Source organism: Motilimonas eburnea (assembly GCF_021295345.1).
GTDB classification, from domain to species: Bacteria; Pseudomonadota; Gammaproteobacteria; order Enterobacterales; family CBDFNC01; genus Motilimonas; species Motilimonas eburnea.
This window is the reverse complement of sequence record NZ_JAIMJB010000027.1, coordinates 1-24,547: the sequence shown is the minus strand read 5'-3', so window position 1 is coordinate 24,547 and position 24,547 is coordinate 1. Positions and strand designations below refer to the sequence as shown.

At 46.9% G+C, this 24,547-nt stretch carries 20 protein-coding genes and 1 riboswitch; of the genes, 10 read left to right on the top strand and 10 right to left on the bottom strand.

The annotated features are described in order from the left end of the window. The first annotated feature begins 299 nt into the window (after nucleotides 1-299). Entirely contained in the window at nucleotides 300-608 is a 309-nt protein-coding gene (locus K6Y21_RS19290) for a DUF2076 domain-containing protein (RefSeq protein WP_233073534.1), read from the top strand. 90 nt (nucleotides 609-698) lie between these two features. After that, nucleotides 699-1,613, top strand: a complete 915-nt coding sequence (locus tag K6Y21_RS19285; protein WP_233073533.1) for a metallophosphoesterase — start codon at nucleotides 699-701, stop codon at nucleotides 1,611-1,613. A 1,763-nt stretch (nucleotides 1,614-3,376) separates the two neighbouring features. On the opposite strand, the gene K6Y21_RS19280 is transcribed toward K6Y21_RS19285, so the two are convergent. The 9 genes from K6Y21_RS19280 to K6Y21_RS19240 form a co-directional block, all read right to left on the bottom strand. Next, entirely contained in the window at nucleotides 3,377-3,922 is a 546-nt protein-coding gene (locus K6Y21_RS19280) for a hypothetical protein (protein ID WP_233073532.1), read from the bottom strand. 37 nt (nucleotides 3,923-3,959) lie between these two features. Then, a complete protein-coding gene (locus K6Y21_RS19275; RefSeq protein WP_233073531.1) occupies nucleotides 3,960-6,092 on the bottom strand; it encodes an LruC domain-containing protein in 2,133 nt (710 codons plus the stop codon). A gap of 220 nt (nucleotides 6,093-6,312) precedes the next feature. After that, nucleotides 6,313-6,669, bottom strand: coding sequence for a hypothetical protein (locus tag K6Y21_RS19270; protein WP_233073530.1), 357 nt, complete (start codon nucleotides 6,667-6,669; stop codon nucleotides 6,313-6,315). Between the two features lie 363 nt (nucleotides 6,670-7,032). Beyond that, on the bottom strand, nucleotides 7,033-8,472 hold the full coding sequence (locus tag K6Y21_RS19265; protein ID WP_233073529.1) for an AMP-binding protein: 1,440 nt from the start codon (nucleotides 8,470-8,472) through the stop codon (nucleotides 7,033-7,035). After that, nucleotides 8,469-9,410, bottom strand: a complete 942-nt coding sequence (gene menC / locus K6Y21_RS19260; RefSeq protein WP_233073528.1) for an o-succinylbenzoate synthase — start codon at nucleotides 9,408-9,410, stop codon at nucleotides 8,469-8,471. Before menC ends, K6Y21_RS19265 begins: the two co-directional genes overlap by 4 nt. A 14-nt stretch (nucleotides 9,411-9,424) precedes the next feature. Continuing rightward, on the bottom strand, nucleotides 9,425-10,267 hold the full coding sequence (gene menB, locus K6Y21_RS19255; protein WP_233073527.1) for a 1,4-dihydroxy-2-naphthoyl-CoA synthase: 843 nt from the start codon (nucleotides 10,265-10,267) through the stop codon (nucleotides 9,425-9,427). Nucleotides 10,268-10,397: 130 nt separating this feature from the next. Then, entirely contained in the window at nucleotides 10,398-11,219 is an 822-nt protein-coding gene (gene menH, locus K6Y21_RS19250) for a 2-succinyl-6-hydroxy-2,4-cyclohexadiene-1-carboxylate synthase (RefSeq protein WP_233073526.1), read from the bottom strand. Continuing rightward, entirely contained in the window at nucleotides 11,209-12,939 is a 1,731-nt protein-coding gene (gene menD / locus K6Y21_RS19245; protein WP_233073525.1) for a 2-succinyl-5-enolpyruvyl-6-hydroxy-3-cyclohexene-1-carboxylic-acid synthase, read from the bottom strand. The genes menH and menD overlap by 11 nt, the downstream gene beginning before the upstream one ends. 45 nt (nucleotides 12,940-12,984) lie before the next feature. Continuing rightward, the gene (locus tag K6Y21_RS19240; protein ID WP_233073524.1) at nucleotides 12,985-14,271 is read right to left on the bottom strand and encodes an isochorismate synthase; all 1,287 of its coding nucleotides are present in this window, start codon (nucleotides 14,269-14,271) and stop codon (nucleotides 12,985-12,987) included. A 179-nt stretch (nucleotides 14,272-14,450) separates the two neighbouring features. Here K6Y21_RS19240 and K6Y21_RS19235 point away from each other — a divergent pair, with 179 nt between their 5' ends. Beyond that, nucleotides 14,451-15,362 carry a 1,4-dihydroxy-2-naphthoate polyprenyltransferase gene (locus K6Y21_RS19235; RefSeq protein WP_233073523.1) on the top strand — a complete coding sequence of 304 codons (912 nt, stop codon included), beginning with the start codon at nucleotides 14,451-14,453 and terminating at the stop codon, nucleotides 15,360-15,362. Between the two features lie 103 nt (nucleotides 15,363-15,465). Next, nucleotides 15,466-17,148 (top strand): ATP-binding protein, encoded by a 1,683-nt coding sequence (locus K6Y21_RS19230; protein WP_233073522.1) that lies wholly within the window; start codon nucleotides 15,466-15,468, stop codon nucleotides 17,146-17,148. Here the strand turns inward: K6Y21_RS19230 and K6Y21_RS19225 are convergent. Next, complete coding sequence (locus tag K6Y21_RS19225; RefSeq protein ID WP_233073521.1) at nucleotides 17,098-17,310, bottom strand: DUF1289 domain-containing protein; 213 nt, start codon at nucleotides 17,308-17,310, stop codon at nucleotides 17,098-17,100. The genes K6Y21_RS19230 and K6Y21_RS19225 overlap by 51 nt on opposite strands. 156 nt (nucleotides 17,311-17,466) lie before the next feature. Continuing rightward, a riboswitch (TPP riboswitch) is annotated at nucleotides 17,467-17,580 on the top strand. An 85-nt stretch (nucleotides 17,581-17,665) separates the two neighbouring features. On the opposite strand from K6Y21_RS19225, the gene thiC reads away from it, so the two are divergent. From thiC to thiH, 6 genes are all read left to right on the top strand, one after another. Then, nucleotides 17,666-19,594 (top strand): phosphomethylpyrimidine synthase ThiC, encoded by a 1,929-nt coding sequence (gene thiC, locus K6Y21_RS19220; protein ID WP_233073520.1) that lies wholly within the window; start codon nucleotides 17,666-17,668, stop codon nucleotides 19,592-19,594. A gap of 99 nt (nucleotides 19,595-19,693) precedes the next feature. Continuing rightward, nucleotides 19,694-21,211 (top strand): thiamine phosphate synthase, encoded by a 1,518-nt coding sequence (thiE, locus tag K6Y21_RS19215; RefSeq protein WP_233073519.1) that lies wholly within the window; start codon nucleotides 19,694-19,696, stop codon nucleotides 21,209-21,211. Nucleotides 21,212-21,214: 3 nt separating this feature from the next. Further along, nucleotides 21,215-21,970, top strand: coding sequence for a HesA/MoeB/ThiF family protein (locus K6Y21_RS19210; RefSeq protein WP_233073554.1), 756 nt, complete (start codon nucleotides 21,215-21,217; stop codon nucleotides 21,968-21,970). 24 nt (nucleotides 21,971-21,994) lie between these two features. Next, on the top strand, nucleotides 21,995-22,204 hold the full coding sequence (gene thiS, locus K6Y21_RS19205; RefSeq protein ID WP_233073518.1) for a sulfur carrier protein ThiS: 210 nt from the start codon (nucleotides 21,995-21,997) through the stop codon (nucleotides 22,202-22,204). A 2-nt stretch (nucleotides 22,205-22,206) separates the two neighbouring features. Next, nucleotides 22,207-22,974, top strand: coding sequence for a thiazole synthase (locus K6Y21_RS19200; protein ID WP_233073517.1), 768 nt, complete (start codon nucleotides 22,207-22,209; stop codon nucleotides 22,972-22,974). Beyond that, nucleotides 22,971-24,086 (top strand): 2-iminoacetate synthase ThiH, encoded by a 1,116-nt coding sequence (thiH, locus tag K6Y21_RS19195; protein WP_233073516.1) that lies wholly within the window; start codon nucleotides 22,971-22,973, stop codon nucleotides 24,084-24,086. The genes K6Y21_RS19200 and thiH overlap by 4 nt, the downstream gene beginning before the upstream one ends. Nucleotides 24,087-24,547 lie beyond the last annotated feature (461 nt).

The window sequence follows — 24,547 nt, the reverse complement described above, 5'->3', positions numbered from 1 at the left end:
GCTTGATCTGTTTCACTAATTCAGCATAATGTGCACATATCAGCAAAAAACAATCTAAATAATCGGTTTTCATCAATTAAGCTATATTAAGTTAACTTCAGTTTCGCTCATTTTGTTCTTTGCGGCAGCGATGGTGAATCTCGCATTGTTAGCGTGCTGTTTTGTTGGTTGACAGGAGTCCTTATTGGCATGGTTGCCGTCACTTTTAGGAGTAGCCATGATCTTATCTGTTATTCATATATATCCTCATTACAAAATGGATCTTTTCGGTACTAATTTACTTGGTTCAGGTGACGCTTATGTCGATTGATCAGGCAAGTGCCATTATTGCTTTGGCTGATAGGGTGCGTCATGAACGCCAAATGGACGTTGACCTTGAAACGGCACAATTAGTTCAGCATTTGTTCGCGCACAAACCCCATGCGCTTTATCATTTGGTGCAGCATAATTTGGCTTTACAGGATGAGTTAAGGCGAACGCGTCAGCAAAACGTGGAATTGCAGCAGCTAGCGCAGGTGACGTCTACTGTATCATCGGGTTGGCTAACGTGGTTGGAGCGTAAATTGATGAGTAATCAGGTCGCATCGTCCAGTAAAAATGATCAATAATACTCGTGCACGAAACACCTTATTAGTATGTGAGCGCACGCAGCAGCTGACTCATATCAGTCACAGCAAATAGGATTTGGGAGTAAGCAATTGCAAGGGTACGATGTCATTGGCGATGTTCACGGCCGAGCTGATTTGTTGGTTACTTTACTTGAGCAGTTGGGTTATCGTCGCCGATCTGGGGGATTTGTTCATTCTGAGCGTCAAGCCATCTTTATCGGTGACATCATCGATTATGGCCCTTTGCAACGCGCTACATTAGATATTATCCAAGCAATGGTCGCACGAGGTTCTGCTCAAGTTATCTTGGGTAATCACGAGTTTAATGCCGTGGCTTTCGCAACGCCGGATCCCAATGATCACAGTCGCTTTTTACGTCCACACAGTAATAAAAATCGTGTCCAGCATAAGGCATTTTTAGCTGAGTTTGCTGATCACCCTCAAGCCTATCAAGCGGCGATTAGCTGGTTTAAAGGCCTGCCCTTATTTATCGAGCTAGAGGGGGCAGCATTCATCCATGCGGCGTGGTCTGAACCTCTGATTGCTCAATTAAGACCAATCTTGGCTTCAGATAACAGTCTGCCTGAGCAAGTTTGGCTTGAAGCATGTCAACGTGATAGCTGGCAGTATCAAGCTATTGAGCAACTGCTAAAAGGCCCAGAAGTGACACTGCCTGCGGGTTATGTTTTCAATGATAAACATGGCCACCAACGCAATGATATCCGTGCTAAGTGGTGGTTAACGGAGCCATTGCATTATCGAGAGCTGGCCCTCGTTCCCCATGATCAAGAGCAACATATTCCCACTTTACCTATCAGTGATCCCTTAACGGGATTTGGTCGTGATGGGCTGGTTTTCAATGGCCATTATTGGCTCAGGGGCAAGCCGAGCCCTCAATCTGACAAGGTCATTTGTACGGATTACAGTGGTGATAATAAGCTGACAGCCTATCGTTGGTCATTTGAAGCAAAGCCAAACAAGGCTAATTTTATTCAGGTCGGCTGAGTCGTTGATGGGACCCTTGAGACTAGAATTGGGAATCAAAGCCAAACAAGGCTCTCTTTTTTTGCATTCAGGTCGGCTGATTTTCGTCAGGCTGAATCGTTGATGGGATCCTTGAGGCCAGAGTGGGGAATCAAAACCAAACAAGGCTCTCTTATTTACATTCAGGTCGGCTGAGTCGTTGATGGGAGCTTTGAGGCCAGAATGGGGAATCAAAGCAAAAAAAGGCACTTCTTTTTTGCATTCAGGTCGGCTGAGTCGTTTGCATTCAGATCGGCAGATTTTCGTTAGGTTTACGCTTGTTGAATTCAGAGCAGTACTTATTAGCAGAAAAAAACGGGGCGATATCCGAAGATATCGCCCCTTATAGTCAAAACATCGAGTTCCTTGATGTATGGTGCTCCCTGCGCTCCCTGACTTTATACCTAATCCCTAGGCTTTTTTCCGTTTCTCACATCCTGTGAGTTGTCCTTTAGTTGGCCATCCTAGCCTAACAAACCATCCTGATTTGTTTTCTGTCTCCGTCCTGGAGGTGTCCCTGACTGCTTCCTGCAGTGTTCCTTTTATCTTCCTGATTGCCAGACATCCTATCTGACATTGAGACCAAACATCCTGTTCGTGTCTCTTTGCTTCCTTGCGGGATTAAATATACCTGTTTTTAGCTTTAGGGGGATTAAGGAAAAAATAAAAAATAGGGGAAATCCTATACGCTAATCATGCGGCTATTCTTAAGGTGTTGAAATTAATGTGTATAATTTTTTTTGCTAGGCTTTTTTAGCAATAAACAACAAATTATTCTGATAGATAAAATGCAGATTGCGTACAAGAGGAATGGCTAATATCTCACAAAGGGGAGATGGTTGAATTAGAGCGATACCCATTTATCGGTAAATAGGTTTATTCATGCCGGCATTTTGCTGATTTATCATGACAAAACAATGACAAATTGATATTCAATCGATGTGGTTTCTTTGTATCAAGGTAGGGTTAGGGTAGTAGATATAGAGAGCAAAAAAACCGCAAGTACAAACAGGATGGCGCTTAAGATAAATGAAATGGGCATGAATAAAAAAACGGGGCGATATCCGAAGATATCGCCCCTTGTAGTCAAAACATCGAGTTCCTTGATGTATGGTGCTCCCTGCGCTCCCTGACTGTATACCTAATCCCTAGGTTTTTTTCCGTTTCTCACATCCTGTGAGTTGTCCTTTAGTTGGCCATCCTAGCCTAACAAACCATCCTGATTTGTTTTCTGTCTCCGTCCTGGAGGTGTCCCTGACTGCTTCCTGCAGTGTTCCTTTTATCTTCCTGATTGCCAGACATCCTATCTGACATTGAGACCAAACATCCTGTTCGTGTCTCTTTGCTTCCTTGCGGGATTAAATATAAGGATTTTTGGCCATGGCGGAATAGCCGAAAACGTAAAATATAGGGGTAATCCTATATGGGGAAATTTTAGTATATATCTAAGTTTATGTATTCTAATTATTTTTAATAATAGTGAGGGCTTTTCGTGATGCTATAAAACAAGCTTGTCTTAGGTTAAAAAGGTTTTATGCTCACGCTCGCTATGGCAAATGTCTCACAAAGCAAACCTGTGCTTTAGGTTGGCTAACCATTTATCGCGCTATTTTGTCGACTGGTCGCTTATTTTTACCGTTTGTCATGACATTTTAATGACGACTGAAGGGTGAAAAATGTGATCTTGATAAGGTTTAGAGATAAGGCTCCGTTGCTTATTAAGTTCGGGAGCCCTTGTTTGGTCCCTATGGCGAAGGCCAAATAAGCTGACTTTGTTCGACCTGAAGAACTTGTTGTAGGGGAGCTCGGCCATCGTAAAACCATATTTCGGCTAGGTAACTGCCTTGGTCTTTGGTTAATGATAACTGAGTATTGAGTTTACCCTGCGATATGTCGGTAGCCACAATTCGACTACCATAGTGAGGGCTCAAGCTTCCATCTTGATGTTGGTGATAGTCTTGATATAGCGAAAAATACGCTCTTTGCCCGATAAGTTCATTAAGTTCAACTTTTAGGGTGACCTGTTGGTCGGGGGCGAAATTGAAATCAGCGGGCGCGATAAGATCTTGCGTCGTTTGCCCGCTTTGCGCTGGTGCGCTAGTGGTCCCAGGACTTGGAGCGGGTGTGACGGGTGGCGTTGGCGTCACTGTAGGTGTTACCGTGGGTGTCACCGTTGGTAACGTGGATTGAGTGGCTTCATCGCTGCCGCCGCCACTTCCGCCTCCGCAAGCGGTAAGCGCAAGGATTAACAGCAAACTTAATGGAAGATGGGGTAGCGGTATCGTTTTCATACTTGTGTCCTCTTATTCAGTTGATTGCTGCTTATGCTTAATAAAGATGGTCTTGTTCAGCATGGGAAGGCTTAAACCAATCTAGGCTTTGTTGCCCACCGGATTCAGTGAAATCCCTAAATTGTGGGTAGGCGTCGAGTAAATCCGCTCGCTCCTTAGGCCACTGCCAGCTATCAAATATCATTAACGCCCATGGCAGATTGTTGTTGGTTTTAAAGTAACGGTCTGTTTGGGGATCGCTGGTATCGTCATACATTTGGTAGTAATCACGGTTGAATTTTTCAGTTGGAGCTTGGTCGGGTAAATGTATTTCTAATCCTCGCCCTGGATGGGTATCAAAACCATCGCCGTGATATCGTCCCGGTGTTGCAAAAATAAAGGGATCGTAAGGCACTGCTGGCATTTCGGATAAAGGGATGGGTTGTTGGAAACTGATATTCAGTGAGAAATCAAAATCCAAGGCTTGTCGACAATCTATTTGTGAACGATAGTAAGCGCAGCCGGTTGGCACTTCATCATTGAGGTTCGGACTGATAATAAAGCTGGCTTCAAGCATATCTGCTTCGATTGGACTTTGCTCGATAATGCGGTTGCGATGCTGCATGCGAAGCTTGTTGGTGGCGATATTGGCAGCCAAGACGTTAGGCAGCCGAACGGCAAAGCCACTTGGGTAACTGGCGCCGAGTGCTTGTAGTTGCCCTGCTACGATCACCTTAGCAATGTGGTTGTCGGCAATGACTTCGGTGATGCGATAGCGCATCACGACATCGTTCATGTCGTAGTCGGCTATTTGAGGCCAATTATCTTCAAAGGCCAGTGTGACCCAACCATTTTCGCTAGGGAAATGGCGTAGGTAAGCATTACTTGGGGTGATAGTGATGGCGTGATCTTCCACTTCTCCCGATTTGGCGCCGCCATCGAAATTGAGTCCGCTTTGTTGGCTGATCCGAAACCGGCTCCACGTATTGCCTGTTGTTGCATCCACTGGTACCGAAAGCACGATTGGGTTTTGACCGGCATTGACAGGGTAGTCCTGTATACCTTGCTCTCCCGCATCGGCAAAATCACCATCTTGATTCCAATCAAACCAAGCGGATAGGTAAGCTGAGGTTGAGGCTTGCACGTTAATCACACTGTCTAGTCCAGGTTCAAGGGCGGTAACAAAGCCAACGCCATCTTCATCTGCAAGGTTTGTTTCATCATCAGAAAGGGCACCCGTTGGGCCGTCATATTCGCCATCAGGGCGATCAAGCCCGAGCCAAGTCAGCTGGTCTAATTCGTGGCGGGCGCCGTTATCGGCTAAATTGGTCCCATAGCTGGCTGGCGCATCACCAAAGTCAATATTGGCGGGGGTATCTTCGTCGATGATGGGCGCATTGGCGCAGCGAGCCCCATCATTTTGGTTAGAGCTTGGGCCATCAGCAAACTTGACGGCCTTCACTTGTCCAGATGCGATTTTTTGCTCTGTCGATAAATCAACACGGTAAATCAGGCCATCTTGGTTGCGCGATAAATATAAAAAGCCGTTGACGTCAAAATACATGGCACCAAAGGTACCTAGCTCTTGGGTGTCACCGATTTGGGTGGTATTACCGTTACTGGGATCAAGTTGGTAAAGTATCCCCGTTTGGTTATCTACCCCGTATAACTGATTGGTTTTTGGATGGAAGGCAAAATCAGTTAAGTTAAGTTTGGCGCTCTCATTAATCAGCTCCGCAACTAAGGGGCTCGCAGGATCGTCCTTTAATGGTGATAAATCAATGCGATAAAAGCCGGTACCTTTGCGATACAGATAATAAGTATCATTGAATACATCACCGACAAAAAAGGTTTTGTTTTGTGGCAGACCTGAAACATTTAAAGGCGTGGCTTGAAAATCTTGGTCTAGCCGCACGACTTGAAACAGGGTGGTATTAAAGCCATAAATGTATCTATCGTTGTCATTAAACCCCAGGCCGTTGATATTGCCAGCCATGCCCGTATTGTCTTGTAAAATGCTGTTTGAGCCAGAAACAAGATTGACACCATAAACCGTGACAGGGTTACCTTGGAATAAGTAAGCCTTACTTGGACAGGTAGCGAAGGGCTCTGATGCGACGGATGCCGTTGAAATAAAAGCGCCAGTGGCTAATAAACATAGCAGTGAAAGACGTTTTTTCGTTGTTTTCATATATCACCTCCTAACTAGTAGGGGGATTACATCAAGTATTGTTCCAATTTTTAATCAGTTGTTTTATTTGGTTTTTGTTCTTTTTTGGAGAGGCAGTGACCGACGCTTTTTGCATTTTGACATGCAAACTGGGGATGGTTAGGCCGATAGGGAAAAAGAAAATACAGACAAAAAAAAGGCCGATAAATATCGGCCAAGAATGGGTGTAGATATATCTGTTTTAGTGTAGTTTGAAACTGTTTAAACGCGCTAACAGGGTGTTTAGGGTTGCTGGCGCAATGGTTTTGCTAATATCGTCAATGCTTTTTGATTTGAACAACTCGCACAATAAGGTGCACACATAGGTGAGCGGCGCGTTTTCAAATAGTTTTGGGTTTTGCAGGTAATCACATCCTCTTTCGCGAACCCATTCCGCAGCGTCAACGGGGATAGTGAAACCTGATTTAATCATGGTCTGATGTAAATCCATTAACTGCATACGGTAATCATCTAAATCAGAGCTAAGGTTTTGAAACGCAGCAACAGAGGCTAAAGCTTGGCTACCTGGTAAAATCTCTAACTTATGAATGTCGTTCATTGTATCTCCAAAAATATATCGAATTTTATTTAAGCCTTTCATCCTGCAACCCTTGGGGTTGCGGACATAATTTGGTTTTAAGATTCGACCCATCTGATAGCGAAGTAGGCTATAGAAGATTTATGTCAGAATGACGACACCTGGCTTATAATTTTGTATTTTGATTAAGCTTCTTTAGTGGTGTGCCATTTGGCTCGGGCAGTATCTGCAACTAGATGTTTGTTTGACTAGTCTTTGATTTTGCAAGAGACGGGTTTATTTATAGCTGAGATAAAATAAAGCGCAAATTGCGTGTGACAATTGGCGTATTGGTCAGACGAGTGGCAGGTAAAACGTGATAGAACGCAAAGAATTTTTTCAATTTTATCGCTTGGTTAAAATTTGTTCAGCCTGATGTGCTAAGGCTTTTCGATTCGGTTTTAACCCTGGCCACTGGGGCCAAGCTAAAAAGTGCTTAGGCCTTTGCCATGGCGGAAGTTGCTCCCGGCACAGTTGGGCTAAACGCGTTGGCGCGGCGTTGGCTTGCCAATCAATATAGGCCACCGCAACTTGGCCAAATTCGGGATCATCAATGGGCACGACAATCGCTTGTTTAACCATGGCAAAGTTAGCAAGGGCTTGTTCCACTTGCTCTGGTTGCACATTTTCGCCGCCGGCAATAAACATATTGTCTAATCGCCCTGTGACTTGCAGTGTTTGGCCTGTGATCCGACCGCTATCTTGACTATTAAAGGGTAACGGCGGTGCAATGAGTCGGCCATGCTGGCGGTAACCCATAAATAAACAAGGACCACTGAGCATGATCCCTTGCTGCTCTATGTTTACTTGGCGGTAGGGTAAAATTTCATACGATAAAGGTTGTACCGTATGCGGAGTAATTTTTACCGTGGCGACCTGCGAGCTCATCTCGGTTAAGCCATAACTTGCGAAAGAGGTAAAGGGTTGCTCAGCGAGCTGTTGGCATAAGGTATTTGTTAATGCTGCGCCCCCCACGAGTAAATAACGCAAGGATAACCCCCCCAGATCGTTGGCATGTTGTAATAAACGATAAACCTGAGTAGGAACCAATGAGGCATGGGTGACAGGAAAGCACGCTAGGTCGTGTTGAGTTGCTCTACTGCCAAGGGCAATGCTGCCCCCTGCAAACAAGGCGCGAAACACTAAGGCGATGCCGCCGATATGATAAAGGGGCAAGCTCAACAGCCAGCAGTCATTTGAGGTAAATGGAATCAAGAGCTGAGAGCCCAGCGCACTGTAATAGTGATTGCCCAAACTGTGCTGTGCGGCTTTAGCTGAACCGCTGCTGCCCGAAGTGAATACTAAGGTGGCCGGCTGATTAAGATCAAAGTGAAGGGGCGGCTCGGTGGCGATACCGGGCTTTGGCTGCTCAGGTATGGCCTCGGGTTTGGCCTCGGGTATGGCCTCGGGTGTGACTCTTGGAGAAACCTTTGTTAACCCTGCAACTTTGTATTTGTTTGCACTCACATAATATTTTATCCCTGCATGACGACAGCGCTGCTGGATCTCTGGTTCGGTTAAGCGTGGATCGATGGGGCAAAAAATAATGCCTTGGCGCAGACAGGCGAGTAGCCAAATAATTAATGATAGTGGTTCATCGAGGATAACAGCCAGTACTTCACCTGAGGGAATTTGGGGTAAGTTTAATGCGGATATGGCTTGATCCAGTTCAGCATAACTGAGTGGCGTTGCGGGTCCATGGCGATAGATAGCAATAGCACTGGCCCGGTTGGGGAGTTGTGCTTTGACAGGGCAAGGTAGCTGAGTCGGTACAGCTGACGTCATCGACTGCCCTCCTGAGTTACTTTAAGTGATGGCCAAGATGGCCAGTGTTGCCCTAGCGCTTGCCCAGTAAAATATTTAACGGTATCTAACCCAGGTACTTCGTTGGGAGTCCACATTTTGGCTAATTGTGAGAGCAGTCCAAGGCCATATGGGCTTTCAAAAGCACTGCTGATGATCACACGTTGCTGATGTTGTTTAGCTAGATTGAGCAAGGCTTTAATGCGACTAAAGCTGCCCACTAAACTCGGCTTGATGATCAAGGCATGAATACTTGGATGGCGCATCTCTGGCTCTGGCCATTGGGGCTGTTGCAATTGCTCATCCAAAGCCAGTTTAATACCGGTTGGCGCTAATGCCGCAATGGCATCGGCAAGGTGTTTACATGGCTCTTCTATGTACTCTATGTGTGAAGGTGGGAGCTGATGGCAGAAATGCTGAGCTTGGGCGAGGCTCCAGCCTTGATTCGCGTCGAGGCGACATCTTAAGTTAGGGTTTAATGCGATAAGTTGATTGATAGTGTGAAGCTCAATCGAGGGCTGCCATCGTGCCACCTTGAGTTTTATCTGATCCGGGCAATTTAACTCGCGGTAGTCTTGGATCAATTGCGTCCCTTGGCCCTGTAACAGTGGAATATCGGTAGGCACGGGCAACGCAGTAATGCCGTGTAGTAGGCAATCCCAGGTAAATGCCGCGCTGGGTGAAACAAGTGCTTGGGTATTGCCTTGGGCGGCTTGGACGAGCTCGTCAATGGCTTGGTCTAATGTTTCCTGACTAAAGCCTGGCAAAGGCGCAAGCTCTGCGCGCACGGGTCGCTTTAACTGGGTGTTGAAGGCGCAAACATAAGCTAGCTCGCGTTGTGCGAGCGTGAGCCCCGCAAAGTTCATTGGCTGTTTTAGTGCCAATGAACCGCGATAGATCTCAACCTGACGCAGGATCATCTTTCGCTATGAAACTAGGGGTTACGGCCAAACTTGGCAAAATCAGGTGGGCGCTTCTCATTAAATGCGTTGCGTCCTTCTTGACCCTCTTCGGTCATGTAAAACAGCATGGTCGCATTACCAGCCAGCTCCTGAAGGCCTGCTTGACCATCGCAGTCGGCATTCAGTGCCGCTTTTAAGCAGCGTAGGGCCATGGGGCTATTTTGCAGCATTTCTTTACACCACTGAACCGTTTCAAGTTCGAGTTTTTCGAGGGGCACCACGGTATTCACCAACCCCATGTCTAATGCTCCTTGTGCATCATACATACGGCATAAAAACCAAATTTCACGGGCCTTCTTTTGACCTACGATACGGGCCATATAACTGGCCCCCCAACCGCCATCAAACGAGCCTACTTTGGGGCCGGTTTGGCCAAACTGAGCATTTTCTGCGGCAATGGTTAAATCGGCCATCATGTGAAGAACGTGGCCACCGCCGACAGCATAACCGGCCACCATGGCCACAACCGGTTTCGGACAGGTACGAATTTGGCGTTGAAAGTCAAGTACATTTAAATGATGTACCCCAGAGTCATCTTGGTATCCGGAATCACCGCGGACTTTTTGATCGCCTCCTGAACAAAAGGCGAGATCGCCTTGCCCTGTGAGAATAATCACCCCGACTTGATCGTCATAACGCGCATCTGCCAGCGCGTGGATCATTTCTTTGACGGTCAATGGGCGAAAAGCATTGCGTACCTGAGGGCGGTTAATGGTAATTTTGGCGATACCTTCGGCTTTATGATAGAGAATATCTTGATAGCCATTATCACAAGCTTGCCAGTCGAGCGCGGATTGAATTGTTGAGATAGTCATTATAAACCTTGAATGCAAAAGCTAAGTTAGCTTAATGATTTAGCTAACACGTTTATTGATATTTTATTGTAAATCGATTTTTTGGCTAGGGCCTTTTTCCCTACTATGGGAGACAAAGGTTGATATCGCCTTATTTGCTTAACAATTGTTGTAAGATTTGACTATATTCTAGCGGCTTAGCCCAATGAATATTATGACCCGCCTCAGTAAAACGGTGTAATTTCAGATTCGGAACTTGCTGGGCTAACTGCCTTGCGATAGTACTGAACTTAGTATCACTATCGGCCACTAAGTAGTGGATGGGAGCAGGGGTTGCTTGTAGGCTGGGAGTGAGATTAGGCTGGCGCCCCAATGAGGTTGCATCGAGCATATTGGCTATCGCTGAGCCTTGGTTGCTCTGTCTTAATTGGCATAACCGATTCTGTTGCTGCTGGGTTAAATCACGAAATACCGCTTGTTGATACCAGCTCGTTAAGACTTGGTGGAGGGGCTGGTGGCTAAAGCGCTGTGCCCATGCTTGGTCGTGGCTCAAACGAGCGGCTTTTTCAGCTTCACTGACTAAACCTGGGTGAGCGGACTCAAGCACTAAAGAGGCGATGTATTGTGGGTATTGTTTTGCAAAAAACATCGCTATGCGACCACCGAGTGAATAGCCAATCAAATGGCACTGAGTTATGCCTAATTGATTGAGGCAAGAGGCGATCAGATCGGCGGTATGGGTAAACCCTTTGCCCTCAGTCAGTGTCAACTTGTCGCTGCCACCGTGTCCGGGCAGATCTAAGCATAACCAGTTACACTCAGGGGGGAGTGACCTTAACACATGTTGCCAATCATGGCGGTTACCCAGTAAGCCATGAATGAATACCCAAGGAGTGCCATTGCCCTCTAAATGGTAATGGCAATGTAGCGATAAGGGAATGGGGTTGCCTATCAAGGTCGCCTTAGAGCTCAAGTTGCTTAACCTGCCCGGCTAAGGCTTGGATCATGTCGCTGCTTTGCGTTGCGGGGACACACACTTCAATCAGGGTGATACCTGGCTCAACCAATGCGGAGGCATAATCGAGTTCAAACTCTTGTTGGCTGCTTGGCCGTAAATAGGTTAGACCAAACAGCTTCGCTGCGGCAGTAAAATGCAGCCCGTGGGGCAGTTGATAACATTGGGCGACGACATCGCTCTCTTCTGGTACGGGTAATAAGTTAAAAATACTGCCGCCATCATTATTTAATACAATCACGACCAGAGCTGATGTTAATTGTGATGATAGGGCTAAGGAGTTGAGGTCATGCAGCAGAGAGGTATCGCCAACTAATAAGGTTGTCGGACGATGCTCTAGGATCAACGCGACACCTATCGCACTGGCCAATATGCCATCGATACCACTGGCACCTCGGTTGGTAAAGACCCGTTGTTGTTTTGAATTGGCTTGAGCAAACATATCCATTAAGCGCACGGGTAAGCTATTGCCAATAAACAAGGTGCTGTTGTCGGGCGCTAAGCGCGTTAAGCATTGGCTAACGGAAACTTCGGATAATTCATATCCCTGTTGTGATGCACCTTGCTCCATAAATTGTGCCATGGCTTGGTCAGCCTGGTAGAGCCATTCGCCCCAAGGATGGTGGTGTGTTACCGGGTGCACGGCTAGCCAGGTGGCAATGTCGGCGCAATAATACTGCCCCATAGTGTGGTTAGGGCTGGTTGCCTCTTGGTGAGTTTGAACCTGGATTAAGCGTGCTCGGGTTTGGCTTAGATAATGTAACAAACGTTTAGAGACCAAGCGATCCCCAAACTGTAATATCACCTCGGCTTGATTTAACTGTTCTACAAAATCAGCGTGATGCAATAATTGATCGTAATAATTGAGCGACCAAGGATGGCCTTTGCCGCTGGATTGAATATCCATCAACAATGGCCAGCCCAAGGCTTGAGCAAATGCGGCAATCTCTTGGGCTTGTTCTATTTGCGTTAACCTGCCTACGACAATAAGCCCCCGTTGTTGCTGTACCTCATTCCAGTCAGGCAAGGGGGGCGTGTTAGTTTGGCCCGCGCGTTTTTGCAAATAAGGCGATTGGCTGGTTAGCCAAGGGTGGACTGATGCGAGATAGTGACGTAAATCTTGGCTTAATTGTTTGGCGTAAAAAGGTTCACGAAATTTACAGTTAATATGTATGGGCCCACTCTGTTGTTGCTGTGCAAATAGGCCTTGTTCGATATGGGTGAGGACATAATTTGCTGGGATCTGGGTGCTGGCGGTGGCTAAATCGACTCGCCATACCGTGTGGTTAGCGAAAATGCCTACTTGGTCGATGGCCTGATTCGCGCCGCATTGATGGAGCTCTTCGGGGCGATCCGCCGTCAAGATAATCAATGGAACTTGGGTTAATTTCGCTTCAATAATCGCGGGATAAAGGTTTGCAACAGCGGTGCCAGAAGTCGTGATCACGGCCACAGGTGCGGTCAAGGCTTTGGCGGCACCCAGGGCAAAGTAACCCAATCCCCGCTCATCAAAGTGCGTGTGAAAGCTGACCTCTGGATGCTCATGGGCGGCGAGGGTAAGGGGAGTGGAACGTGAACCTGGCGCAACAAAAAAGTGAGTGACGCCGCAGCGCACTAAGCTTTCAATGATGAGTTGGCCCCATAATAGGCTGATGTTGCTGGCCGGTGTCGTTTTCATAGGCGGTTTTCCATGGTTAGCTTTCGCTCGATAAGTTTAGTGGGGCTAGGGTGCATTGCCTGTTAAAAGTTGCAGCGGCGTTGCTATTTTGTGTTCTAATTCTTGCCATTCATGGGAAGGTAGCGATCCCTTGACGATCCCCGCTCCCGCAAACAAGCACACTTCATGGCTGCGCACTAAGGCGCTGCGGATGGCCACCGCAAATTGGCTTTGTTGTTGGCTTAACACGCCGACAGCGCCAGCATACCAACCGCGTTGATAAGGCTCGTGTTGGTGAATAAATTGCAACGCATTATCACGCGGTGTGCCCCCGACCGCAGGGGTGGGATGCAGGGTAGAGAGTAGCGCGTGATCACTGGCCTCTGGTTTCAAGTAAGCATGGATGCGCTGCTTTAAGTGTTGAACTTGATTGAGCTTTAATACGCCTATGCTATCTAATCCGATATCATAGCTAACCTGTTGAAGGTGCGCCATGATGTCATCTAATACTAATTGATTCTCGCGTTTAAATTTTCGCAGATTCAGTAATGCTTCACTGTTTTGCTGATCATCATCTTGGTTTGCACCTCGTGGCATGGTGCCTGCAAGGGACTCCGTCGTTAATCGAGCGCCAGTGCGTAAGTACAGGCGTTCGGGTGTACAGCCCAAGAAGTGCACCTGAGGTGACCACGAAATCAGAAAGCTAAAACAATTTGGGTTCAGGGCTCGCCATTGATCCAGCAAGCCATGATGGTCAATCTCATTGGCTAGGGTGAGTTTGGTTTGGCGTGATAACACGACTTTAGCAGTATGTTGCTGAAAACTGGGGTTGGTTATCTGTTGTACTAATTTTTGCCAATCGTGTTGATTGGGTAAATCTTGTCGCGCCAATGGTTTGCTGGGGCTAAAGTTTAATTCTGTCGGCTCGGTTAGGTTGGCCAGCAGTTCAAGGGTTTTGCTAATTTCTGTCGCAAAGTCCGATTCTGCCCAGTAGAGGTTGCAAACAAGCTTAAGAATTTTGCCCTGACGACGTATCTCAAGCCGCGGCATCATAAACTGACAATGAGGAAAGTCGGGCCATTGACTCGCATCGGCAAACCCTATGCCACCGTATAGTCTGGCTTTAGCAAGGTGCGTTGGCACGTGTGGTGTGTTGGTTTGCCAAGCACAACCTAGGCAAGCGACTTCACCTTGATGATCTTTATCGCCAAAATAGATCTGTGGAAACTGGTGCTGAGCCTTTAGCCATGCCAATAAAGACATGGGCGGCAATGTCATATGAATGCTGATATAGCCTTCATCATTCGCGCGCAAGGTGGTGAGTGTGTGTTTTAGTGTGTCAAAAGCGAGCATCAAATTTTCACAAAAGAAGATCTTCTCAAGCTATACAGCGCCGGATTGCTACCTAGGTTTGGGTCATCATGGAACGTTTAGCAATCAAGTGTTGCAGCTGAATTTGGTATAAGTGCTTGCTAATTTAACCGAATCTTAGGGAAAATGCAGCCTTCGTCATCGCAGGGGAAGGGAATTTAATGCAACAACAATCTTGGTATCAGGTTTGGCTGCCTGCCATTCGGCCGCGAACTTTGCCTCTGGCTTGTGGCTCGATTGTGACCGCTGCGGGTTTGGCATATCAGTATCAAGTGTTTGATGCTGTCATACTTATTTTATGTTTGTTGACGGCTATCTTGCTGCAAATTATTTCTAATTTAGCCAATGATTACGGCGATGCCTTGACTGGCGCGGATGATGCTGAGCGTATTGGGCCTTTGCGAGTCACACAAGCGGGCTTAGTGACCCCATTGCAGATGCGAATAGCCATTGGTCTGACGACCTTGCTGGCCATTTTGTCCGGTTTAGGCCTATTACATTATGTTTTTGATGATATTTGGCAGTGGCTGAGCTTTATTGGCTTAGGGGCGTTATCTATTGTCGCAGCAATCACCTATACCATGGGTAAGCATCCTTATGGTTACATGGGCTTAGGGGATCTGGCGGTTTTTCTATTTTTTGGCCTATTGGGGGTCATGGGCAGCTTTTACCTGTATCAACTTAGTTTGAATTGGTTGATATTTCTTCCTGCTATAAGCTGTGGTGCGCTGGCGACCAGTGTCCTCAATATCAATAATACCCGAGACATCGTCACCGACCGCAAAGCGGGCAAGAAAACATTGGCGCTTCGTTTAGGGCGAACTGGCGCGCGCCGCTATCAATGGGGATTACTGACCTTGGCCGTGGTGAGCTCGCTTGTTTATCAGTCCACCTTGGACTTCAGTCCGTTTCATTATGGATTTTTGTTGGCATTGCCTTTGTTGCTGCGAGCCTCGCTGACGCTGCAACAAACCGAGGAGGGAGAGTGCCTAAATCAAGCCCTTAAAATGACGGCGATGGCCAGTTTTCTCTATTGCTGCTTACTGGCTTTAGGTTGGGTGTTAGGGAGCTAGTTGTTTGCTGTTGAGTTCGCTTCCGATGGCGCGGTCATTTTATGCAGACCTTGAAAAAATAGACTAATCTTCATTTAGTTAGGGAAGTAACGTCGGGGCGTCTGTGATCTCAGAACATGTTTTGTTTAACTTATTAGAGCAGCATTATCGTAAAAGTACCGATGGTATGATTATTTGCGATCGTAACAATAAAGTTATCAAGGCCAATCAGGCCATGTGTAATATGTTTGGCTATGCGCCCGATCAGATAGTGCAGATGGCTTTTGAAGAGCTGATTAATGTTGATGTCAGTGATGTACCTGCTGCTTATCGCCAAGCTAAAAACCAAGACAATATCACCTTTCTCGTGATACTCGAGCGCTACGTTCACCCTGAATCCGACTGCGTGTTATACGTTATTCGCGATGAGTCTCATTCTGTTGCGGCAACTAAATCGGTATTTGGCACGGAACAATCTAGCGCCCGATTCAAAGAGTTGTTGAAGAACCTACACAAAATATCGGTCGAGTTAAGTAATAGTCCGGACATGGACTCTCTATACCGGCGCAGTGTTGAACTTTCTTTAGAAAAGCTCGAGATAGAGCGCATGGGCTTGCTGTTATTGGAAGGCTCTAATCAAGTGGGCACATTTGGCACAGATGAGTTCGGTAATGTGGTGGATGAGCGCGGGTTCAGTAAGCCATTAAGTCATTCACCCATCGTGTTAGAGGCCATTACTCGGCGCGATTATGTCACCGTATTCCAAGACCAAGATTTGGTGCATTACAACAAGGTGGTCGGCAAGGGCTGGCAAGCCATGGTGACGCTTTGGGATAATGAAAAACCTATTGGGTTTATTGCCGCAGATAATCTGTTACACCATAGAGCGCTGACGCCTCATATCAGAGAGATTTTTGGTTTGCTGGGCTCAATGCTCAGCCATGTCATTATCAAAAAACGCGCCGAGTTTAAGCTCAAAAAAATGAATGAAGAGCTTGAGTTGATGGTAAAAAAGCGCACCTTGGAATTAGAGCAGAAGATCAAGCAGTTGGTTGATACTCAGGAAAAACTGATAGAAGCAGAAAAAATCGCGTCGTTAGGGGGCTTGGTATCTGGGGTGGCACATGAAATCAATACGCCTTTGGGTATTTCGATCACCGCTTCATCGCTATTGGCAGAGATGAGTAAGCAACTAAGCGATATGATGGCCACCGGGGCGATCAAGAAATCGGCGCTGCAACATGTGGCAGACACGAGCTTGGAAAGTGTAGAGTTAATTCAGAGTAATTTGGAGCGAGCTGCCAACTTGGTCAAAAGCTTTAAGGCATTAGCGGTGGACCAAATATCGGATAGTTTAGCCGTGTTGATCCCCCATGATGTCATAAAAAATATACTGCTGAGCTATCATCACGAGATCAAGAATAAACCATTAACCGTACACAACCGCATTCCACAAGATCTCACGGTGCGCTCTTTTTCCGGGGCATTGGTGCAGGTCATCGTCAATCTGCTGCTTAATTCCTTACAGCATGGATTTGTGGATGATCAGCCTATGGATATCAATATTTCGGCACAGCCTCACCAAGATGGCATTATCATTCATTATAAAGATTCAGGAAAAGGGGTTTCTGATGAGGAGCTCAAGCATATCTTTGAGCCATTTTTCACTAAGGCGCGTCAGCAGGGGGCCGGACTTGGGTTAAACCAAGTATATAACCTCGTATCGCAGAAAATGTCTGGCCAGATTAATGCTTCATTACCCAGTGAAGGGGGGCTTGAGTTTCATATCTACTTGCCTAACCTTTGATGCGCGCTGTTTGGCTTGAGTGATGATTGCTTGCTTTTGTGCATACGAGCTATCGTGCCAAGCAATGATTTCATCTAGGCTGCGATGGCATCCCATGCAAATGTCTTGTTCATCTAAACAGCAATTTCGCACGCAGGGTGAGGGGACGTCAAGATGAGTCATATGCTTTCTCCTACTTGCCATTATGATGAATATTTTAGCTTATTAACCTGCTAAGCTCACCCTTTTCCTGCCGCCAAGCGAGATGATTTGGGTCTAGGCGTGATGTTTATTTGTCCATTTCCTGCTTTTGTTTCTGCGTTCTCTTGATTATACTTAGCGCTCTTGTCGGAGTGCCAAAGAGACGTTTTCTCTAAGGCTGAGACTGCAGTTGCAGGATCCGTGGAACCTGATTGGGTTAAGACCTACGAAGGGAACAAGGCTAAACCTTTTTAAAAACAGATCTATATAGGTTTATACCTCCACCTCTCGGCAAGCAATTCGTCACACTTAACTGGAATCAAGGTGAAAATTGCTTATGGCTATTAGCAGAAGAGACGCGCGTAAAGCGGCTCAAGAATACATTCAAAACCTCGGTAACGAGTCATTCCCTAACTCTGAAAAAATCTTTATCGAAGGTAAATTACCGGGCGTTAAAGTGGCGATGCGCCAAATTCATCAGGCGGATACTTTTATCGGTGGCACCGAAGATAATCCGCAGTTTGAGCCTAACGAGCCGATCCCTGTGTATGATGCGTCTGGCCCATATACAGATCCTAATGTTGCAATTGATGTGCACAAAGGCTTACCTAAGTTGCGTAAGCAATGGGTGTTAGACCGTGATGACACGGAAGAGCTAGAAGGCTTGACGTCGCAATTTAGCCAACAACGTATGGCCGATGAAGGTTTAGACCATATTCGTTTTGAGCATTTACCTAAGCCTCGCCGTGCTAAGCCGGGCAAAAACGTGACCCAAATGCATTATGCCCGCCAAGGTATTATTACCCCAGAAATGGAATACATCGCGATCCGTGAAAACATGGGCCGTGAGCGCATTCGCAGTGAGCGTTTAAAGTTCCAACATCCGGGCCAAAACTTCGGCGCAAATTTACCGGAAAACATCACGCCAGAGTTTGTGCGTAAAGAAGTGGCGGAAGGTCGCGCGATCATTCCATGTAACATTAACCACCCAGAAACCGAGCCGATGATCATCGGGCGTAACTTCTTGGTGAAGGTTAACTCTAATATAGGTAACTCGTCGGTTTCCTCTTCAATCGAAGAAGAAGTTGAAAAGCTAGTTTGGTCTACCCGTTGGGGCGGCGATACGGTGATGGATTTGTCTACTGGCCGTTATATTCATGAAACCCGTGAGTGGATCTTACGTAACTCACCTGTGCCAATCGGTACCGTGCCAATTTACCAAGCCCTTGAGAAGGTAAACGGCGTTGCCGAAGATCTAAACTGGCAAATTTTCCGTGATACCTTGATTGAACAAGCCGAGCAAGGGGTGGATTACTTTACCATTCACGCGGGTGTGCTACTGCGTTATGTCCCTATGACGGCAAACCGTTTAACGGGTATTGTATCGCGCGGCGGCTCTATCATGGCCAAATGGTGTTTGACTTATCACAAAGAGAACTTTGCCTATGAGCATTTCCGTGAAATTTGTGAAATTTGTGCCCAATATGATGTGGCGTTATCCCTAGGTGACGGTTTGCGTCCAGGTTCGGTAGCTGATGCCAATGACGAAGCGCAATTCTCAGAGCTAAAAACCTTAGGCGAGCTGACCAAGATTGCTTGGGAATACGATGTTCAGGTGATGATCGAAGGCCCGGGTCACGTGCCGATGCAGATGATCAAAGAGAACATGGATGAGCAGCTTGAGAAATGTCATGAAGCGCCATTTTACACCTTAGGTCCACTGACCACGGATATCGCACCGGGTTATGACCACATCACGTCAGGCATAGGCGCTGCGCAAATCGGCTGGTACGGCTGTGCCATGTTGTGTTACGTCACGCCAAAAGAGCACTTAGGCTTACCGAATAAAGATGACGTGAAAACCGGTCTGGTGACGTACAAGCTAGCGGCTCACGCGGCCGATTTGGCTAAAGGTCATCCGGGGGCTCAAATCCGCGACAATGCCTTATCGAAAGCGCGTTTTGAATTTCGCTGGGAAGATCAATTTAACCTAGGTTTAGATCCTGACACGGCACGTGCGTTCCACGACGAAACCTTACCACAAGAGTCAGGCAAAATTGCTCATTTCTGCTCTATGTGTGGTCCTAAGTTCTGCTCAATGAAGATCACCCAAGATGTACGTGATTACGCAGCCAAACTAGAGGCGGGTGAAATTCAGGTTAAACTACTTGATGAAGTTGTAACCGTATCGCCGGAAGAAGGGATGAAGCAAAAATCAGAAGAGTTTAAAGAAAAAGGCGCTGAGATTTATCAGCCTCAAGTTTAATTCTTTGATTTTAATCGAAACCTTAGTGTTAGCCTGCCACTAATATGGCAGGCTAACATAATTAATTTGGTGCAATGTGAACGGGCTTAGGGGCAAGAGATGAGCAAAAACTCAAGTAGTACTCCGATTGTTTGGACCATAGCGGGCAGTGACTCAGGCGGTGGTGCAGGGATCCAAGCAGATTTACATACCATCAATGCCCTTGGTGGTTATGGTTGCTGTGTCATTAGTGCGGTCACCGCGCAAAATTCGGTGGCGGTCAGGCTGGTGGAGCCGGTATCGGATGAGATGTTTCTTAGCCAGCTGGATTCCCTTGCCGATGATATGCCGGCCGACGTGATCAAGGTAGGCTTGCTGTCCACGGTGAGCCAAGTGGAGTTATTAGCGAAATTTTTCGCTAAGTTACCCCATAAGCCGTATGTTATTTATGATCCCATCGCGGTGGCCTCAAGCGGTGCTAATATGGCACAAGCAGGTTTGCAACAAGCTGTTTTAGATACCCTTTTACCTTATATCGACCTACTCACGCCTAACGCCGATGAGCTAGAGGTGCTGACGCAAGTGATCATTACTTCTAGTCACGATATTCGCCGCAGTGCCAAGGTGTTGCTGGATAAAGGCTGTGGCAGCATCTTGATCAAAGGCGGCCATTTGGAGCTGGTGGACGATGTCTGTATGGACTTCTGGACCGATGGTGAACGCGAAATTGTGCTTGGCACGTTGCGCATCGACAGTCCTCATAGTCACGGTACTGGTTGCAGTTTATCGTCTGCGATTGCCACAGTATTAGCGCTCGATTACCCGATTGAAGATGCCTTAGTGGTTGCCAAGGCTTACTTAAATCAAGGCTTAAAAGCGGCTTCAAGTAAAGGTAAAGGTCCTGGCCCTGTGGCTCATTTAGGTTGGCCAACGGATCCGGTGGATTTCCCTGAGGTTATCTTGCCAGGCTCTGAACTAGGGCGATTGCTAAATCTGCAAGGTGAGTTGGCCGAAGGCCAAGGCTTTGCGCGCTGTGATACCGACAAGCTCGGACTTTATCCCGTGGTGGACTCGGTCGACTGGTGCCAACGTTTACTCGAGATGGGCGTAAAAACCCTGCAACTGAGAATCAAAGATAAAAGCGACGACGAGGTGGAAGCGGATGTGATTGCCGCCATTGCCTTGGGCAAACAATACAACGCCCGCATGTTTATCAATGATTATTGGCAATTGGCGATTAAGCATGGCGCTTATGGCGTCCATCTTGGCCAAGAAGATCTTAATGATGCGGTGTTACCGCAAATCAGTCGCGCGGGTTTAAGGCTAGGTTTAAGTACCCATGGCTATTATGAAATGCTACGGGCGAAAAAATTACAGCCTAGCTATATCGCATTGGGCCATATTTTCCCAACTCAAACCAAAGATATGCCGTCGCGGCCGCAAGGTTTGATTCGGTTAGAAAAATACGCAGCCTTAATGAACGACATTCCAACCGTAGCTATTGGTGGTATTAATCTAGAGCGAGCGCCTATGGTGTGGCAAACGGGCGTTGGCAGCATAGCTGTGGTCACGGCGATCACTTTGGCGGATGATCCCAAAGCCGTGGTTGACGCCTTTAATGCGGTGATGGAGTCTTAATTGATGCTTAACGATGCCGAAACCCTCAGATATAGCCGTCATTTGTTACTGGAGAACGTCGGTGAAGCGGGCCAGCTAAAACTCAAACAAGCTAAGGTTTTGATCATGGGCATGGGCGGCTTAGGCGCGCCGGCGTCTATGTATCTAGCGGCTGCGGGTGTCGGCTCGCTGGTGTTGGCGGACTTTGACCAGTTAGATGTAACTAATTTGCAGCGGCAAATTTGTTATGACAGTGAGCAAGTAGGTCAAGCTAAGGTCGATGCAGCAAAATCGCGTCTACTGGCACTTAATGATCACATTCGCATTCGCGTGATCAACAAAAAGATGGCGCAAAGCCAACTGGCAATGGAGATTGGTTTAGCCGATATCGTCTTGGATTGCACCGATAATTTGGCGAGTCGGCATTTGATCAGCCAAGTCTGTTGCCAAACTAAGACGCCTTTGATTGTGGGCGCGGGCATACGACTTGAAGGCCAGCTGATGATGTTTGATTTTAGCCAACCAGATAGTGCGTGTTACCACTGCTTATTTCCATCTACCGAGGAGCAAGCCCTAAATTGTAGCAATTCAGGCGTGCTCGGACCGGTAGTTGGCACCATAGGGTCATTGCAAGCCTTAGAAGCCATTAAATATATCGTGGGACTGCCAAGTGGCATCAAAAATCAGCTTAAGCTGTTTGATGGCTTGTCTTTAAATTGGCAGAGCTTTGCAATTAAGCGTGACCCAGACTGCCCAGTCTGCCAGCCGTATTCCAAGTGATCTAGTTAGAGCCAAATTTACTATATGAAAGAAATTACCATCGTCATCAATGGCCAATCGCAGCAGGTTGCAAAAGCGACGAAAGTCATCGACTTGTTAGCAGCATTAGGCCATGCGGAGCAAGGGATGGCGTTAGCCATTAACCAAAACATTATCAGTCGAAGCGAATGGCCTGATCATGTGTTACAGGACGGCGATGATATCGCCTTGTTTCAAGCCATAGCAGGAGGCTAATCATGTTAACCATAGCGGATAAAACGTTTAGTTCGCGCTTATTCACCGGCACGGGCAAATTTTCAGACAAGAAAAGCATGGTGGATGCGCTGGCGGCATCGGGTTCACAACTGGTGACCATGGCGCTAAAACGCGTTGATATGCAAAATCGTGATGATGATATTTTGGCGCCGCTCATCGCCAATGGCATGAACTTACTGCCAAATACCTCGGGCGCCCGTACTGCTAAGGAAGCGGTATTTGCGGCTAAACTTGCCAGAGAAGCACTGCAAACTAATTGGGTGAAACTTGAAATTCATCCTGATCCTAAATACCTATTGCCCGATCCCATTGAAACCCTAACAGCAGCAGAAGAGCTCGCGCGCGAGGGGTTTGTGGTGCTGCCTTATGTGCACGCCGATCCGGTATTGTGTAAACGCCTTGAAGAAGTGGGCTGTGCAGCAGTGATGCCCTTAGGTGCGCCAATTGGCTCTAATAAAGGCATACGCACGCAGGACTTTTTGGAAATCATCATAGAGCAAGCTAATGTGCCGGTCGTCGTCGATGCTGGGATCGGCAGTCCAAGTCATGCCGCGTTGGCCATGGAGCTGGGCGCTGATGCGGTATTGGTTAATACGGCGATTGCGGTTGCAGGCGATCCCGTTGCCATGAGCCGCGCTTTTGCCATGGCGGTGGCATCGGGCCGTATGGCTTACGAAGCTGGATTGGCAGGTCAAGTTCAGCAAGCGGTGGCATCGAGTCCTTTAACGGCCTTCTTGGAGGGAGCATGAGCTTCGCCGAGCAGCTAAAAGCCCTTAATTGGGATGATGTACGTCTTTCTATCTACAGTAAGACGGCCAAGGATGTTGAACGAGCGCTAACTAAGTCGCGTTTGAGTATTGAAGACTTTAAGGCTTTGATCTCACCGGCGGCCGAGCCTTACCTTGAGCAAATGGCACAAAAATCCATGGCGCTGACTCAGCAGCGCTTTGGTAAAACGGTGCAATTTTACATTCCTTTATACCTTTCTAATATGTGTAGCAACATCTGCACCTATTGTGGTTTTTCAATGGGTAATAAGATCCGTCGTACCACATTAGATATGGAGCAGCTGGAAGCTGAACTCAAAGCCATCAAAAGAATGGGCTTTGACCATATTTTGTTGGTGACGGGTGAGTCAGAAAAAAAAGTAGGTATGGAATACTTTCGCCAAGCCTTTCCATTGATCAGACAATACTTCTCTCATATTACGATTGAAGTGCAGCCCCTTGACCAAGATGAATACGAAGCGCTTATCGAACTAGGTTTAGATGCGGTGTTGGTTTATCAGGAAACCTATAATACGGTGACTTATGCAGAGCATCACCTAAAAGGCAAGAAGTCGGATTTTTGGTATCGATTAGACACGGCTGATAGATTGGGTCGCGCTGGCGTACATAAGATAGGGATAGGTAGTCTAATTGGTCTAGAAGAATGGCGTACCGATTGTTTCTTTGTCGCCTCTCATTTGGCTTACTTAGAGAAAAAGTATTGGCAAACTCGCTATACCATCTCATTTCCACGTCTTCGCCCATGCGAAGGGGGCTTTCAGCCAAAGTCGATCATGACAGATAAACAGTTGGTGCAATTGATCTGTGCTTATCGTTTATTTAGCCCTGAGGTTGAGTTGTCATTATCAACGCGTGAGTCGGAACATTTTCGCAACCATGTTATTCCGTTGGGCATCACCACTATGAGCGCAGGCTCAAGTACGCAACCCGGCGGTTATGCCGATACGTCAGAAAAAGCATTAGAGCAATTTGAAATATCAGATGACAGAGCACCAGATGTGGTTGCGCAGATGGTGAAATCCCGTGGTTATGAAGTGGTTTGGAAAGATTGGGATCCAAGCTTAAGCCAATAATTAGTTTCATGTGAGTCATAAAGGCCTTATCTAAGCATTTAGATAAGGCCTTTCTTATTGTAAACAAGGTGGCTTTTATCAATAACTCTGGGGGAATTTTGTGGATAACTTGATGGTAACTTGTGCTGTAAATTTAATTGCAGATTTCTTACAAAAAAGCCTTGCGCCGAAATCGAATCTCCCTATAATGCGCATCCACTGACACGGCGCAGCGGCTCTTACGGAGCAAGGCTTGAAGCCACATCAGTTGGCCTCAAACCTCAGTTTGAACGCCAGAAAGAAAAATCGAAAATTTGTTAAAATTAACGATTGACTTTCAAAGCGGCTAGCGTAAAATGCGCAGCCCTGACGAGGTGAAGCGAAAGCCACTGAGTCAACGTTCTTTAACAATCTAATCATGCAATCTGTGTGAATACTCATGTTGAAAGCCACGGCTAACAACGCAATGGTAACGAATCGCC

Coding starts and splice junctions, on each gene's coding strand:
- K6Y21_RS19290 (WP_233073534.1), top strand. CDS start 300: ATGTCGATTGATCAGGCAAGTGCCATTATTGCTTTGGCTGATAGGGTG.
- K6Y21_RS19280 (WP_233073532.1), bottom strand. CDS start 3,922: ATGAAAACGATACCGCTACCCCATCTTCCATTAAGTTTGCTGTTAATC.
- K6Y21_RS19275 (WP_233073531.1), bottom strand. CDS start 6,092: ATGAAAACAACGAAAAAACGTCTTTCACTGCTATGTTTATTAGCCACT.
- K6Y21_RS19270 (WP_233073530.1), bottom strand. CDS start 6,669: ATGAACGACATTCATAAGTTAGAGATTTTACCAGGTAGCCAAGCTTTA.
- K6Y21_RS19265 (WP_233073529.1), bottom strand. CDS start 8,472: ATGACGTCAGCTGTACCGACTCAGCTACCTTGCCCTGTCAAAGCACAA.
- menC (WP_233073528.1), bottom strand. CDS start 9,410: ATGATCCTGCGTCAGGTTGAGATCTATCGCGGTTCATTGGCACTAAAA.
- menB (WP_233073527.1), bottom strand. CDS start 10,267: ATGACTATCTCAACAATTCAATCCGCGCTCGACTGGCAAGCTTGTGAT.
- menD (WP_233073525.1), bottom strand. CDS start 12,939: ATGAAAACGACACCGGCCAGCAACATCAGCCTATTATGGGGCCAACTC.
- K6Y21_RS19240 (WP_233073524.1), bottom strand. CDS start 14,271: ATGCTCGCTTTTGACACACTAAAACACACACTCACCACCTTGCGCGCG.
- K6Y21_RS19235 (WP_233073523.1), top strand. CDS start 14,451: ATGCAACAACAATCTTGGTATCAGGTTTGGCTGCCTGCCATTCGGCCG.
- K6Y21_RS19225 (WP_233073521.1), bottom strand. CDS start 17,310: ATGACTCATCTTGACGTCCCCTCACCCTGCGTGCGAAATTGCTGTTTA.
- thiC (WP_233073520.1), top strand. CDS start 17,666: ATGGCTATTAGCAGAAGAGACGCGCGTAAAGCGGCTCAAGAATACATT.
- thiE (WP_233073519.1), top strand. CDS start 19,694: ATGAGCAAAAACTCAAGTAGTACTCCGATTGTTTGGACCATAGCGGGC.
- K6Y21_RS19210 (WP_233073554.1), top strand. CDS start 21,215: ATGCTTAACGATGCCGAAACCCTCAGATATAGCCGTCATTTGTTACTG.
- thiS (WP_233073518.1), top strand. CDS start 21,995: ATGAAAGAAATTACCATCGTCATCAATGGCCAATCGCAGCAGGTTGCA.
- K6Y21_RS19200 (WP_233073517.1), top strand. CDS start 22,207: ATGTTAACCATAGCGGATAAAACGTTTAGTTCGCGCTTATTCACCGGC.
- thiH (WP_233073516.1), top strand. CDS start 22,971: ATGAGCTTCGCCGAGCAGCTAAAAGCCCTTAATTGGGATGATGTACGT.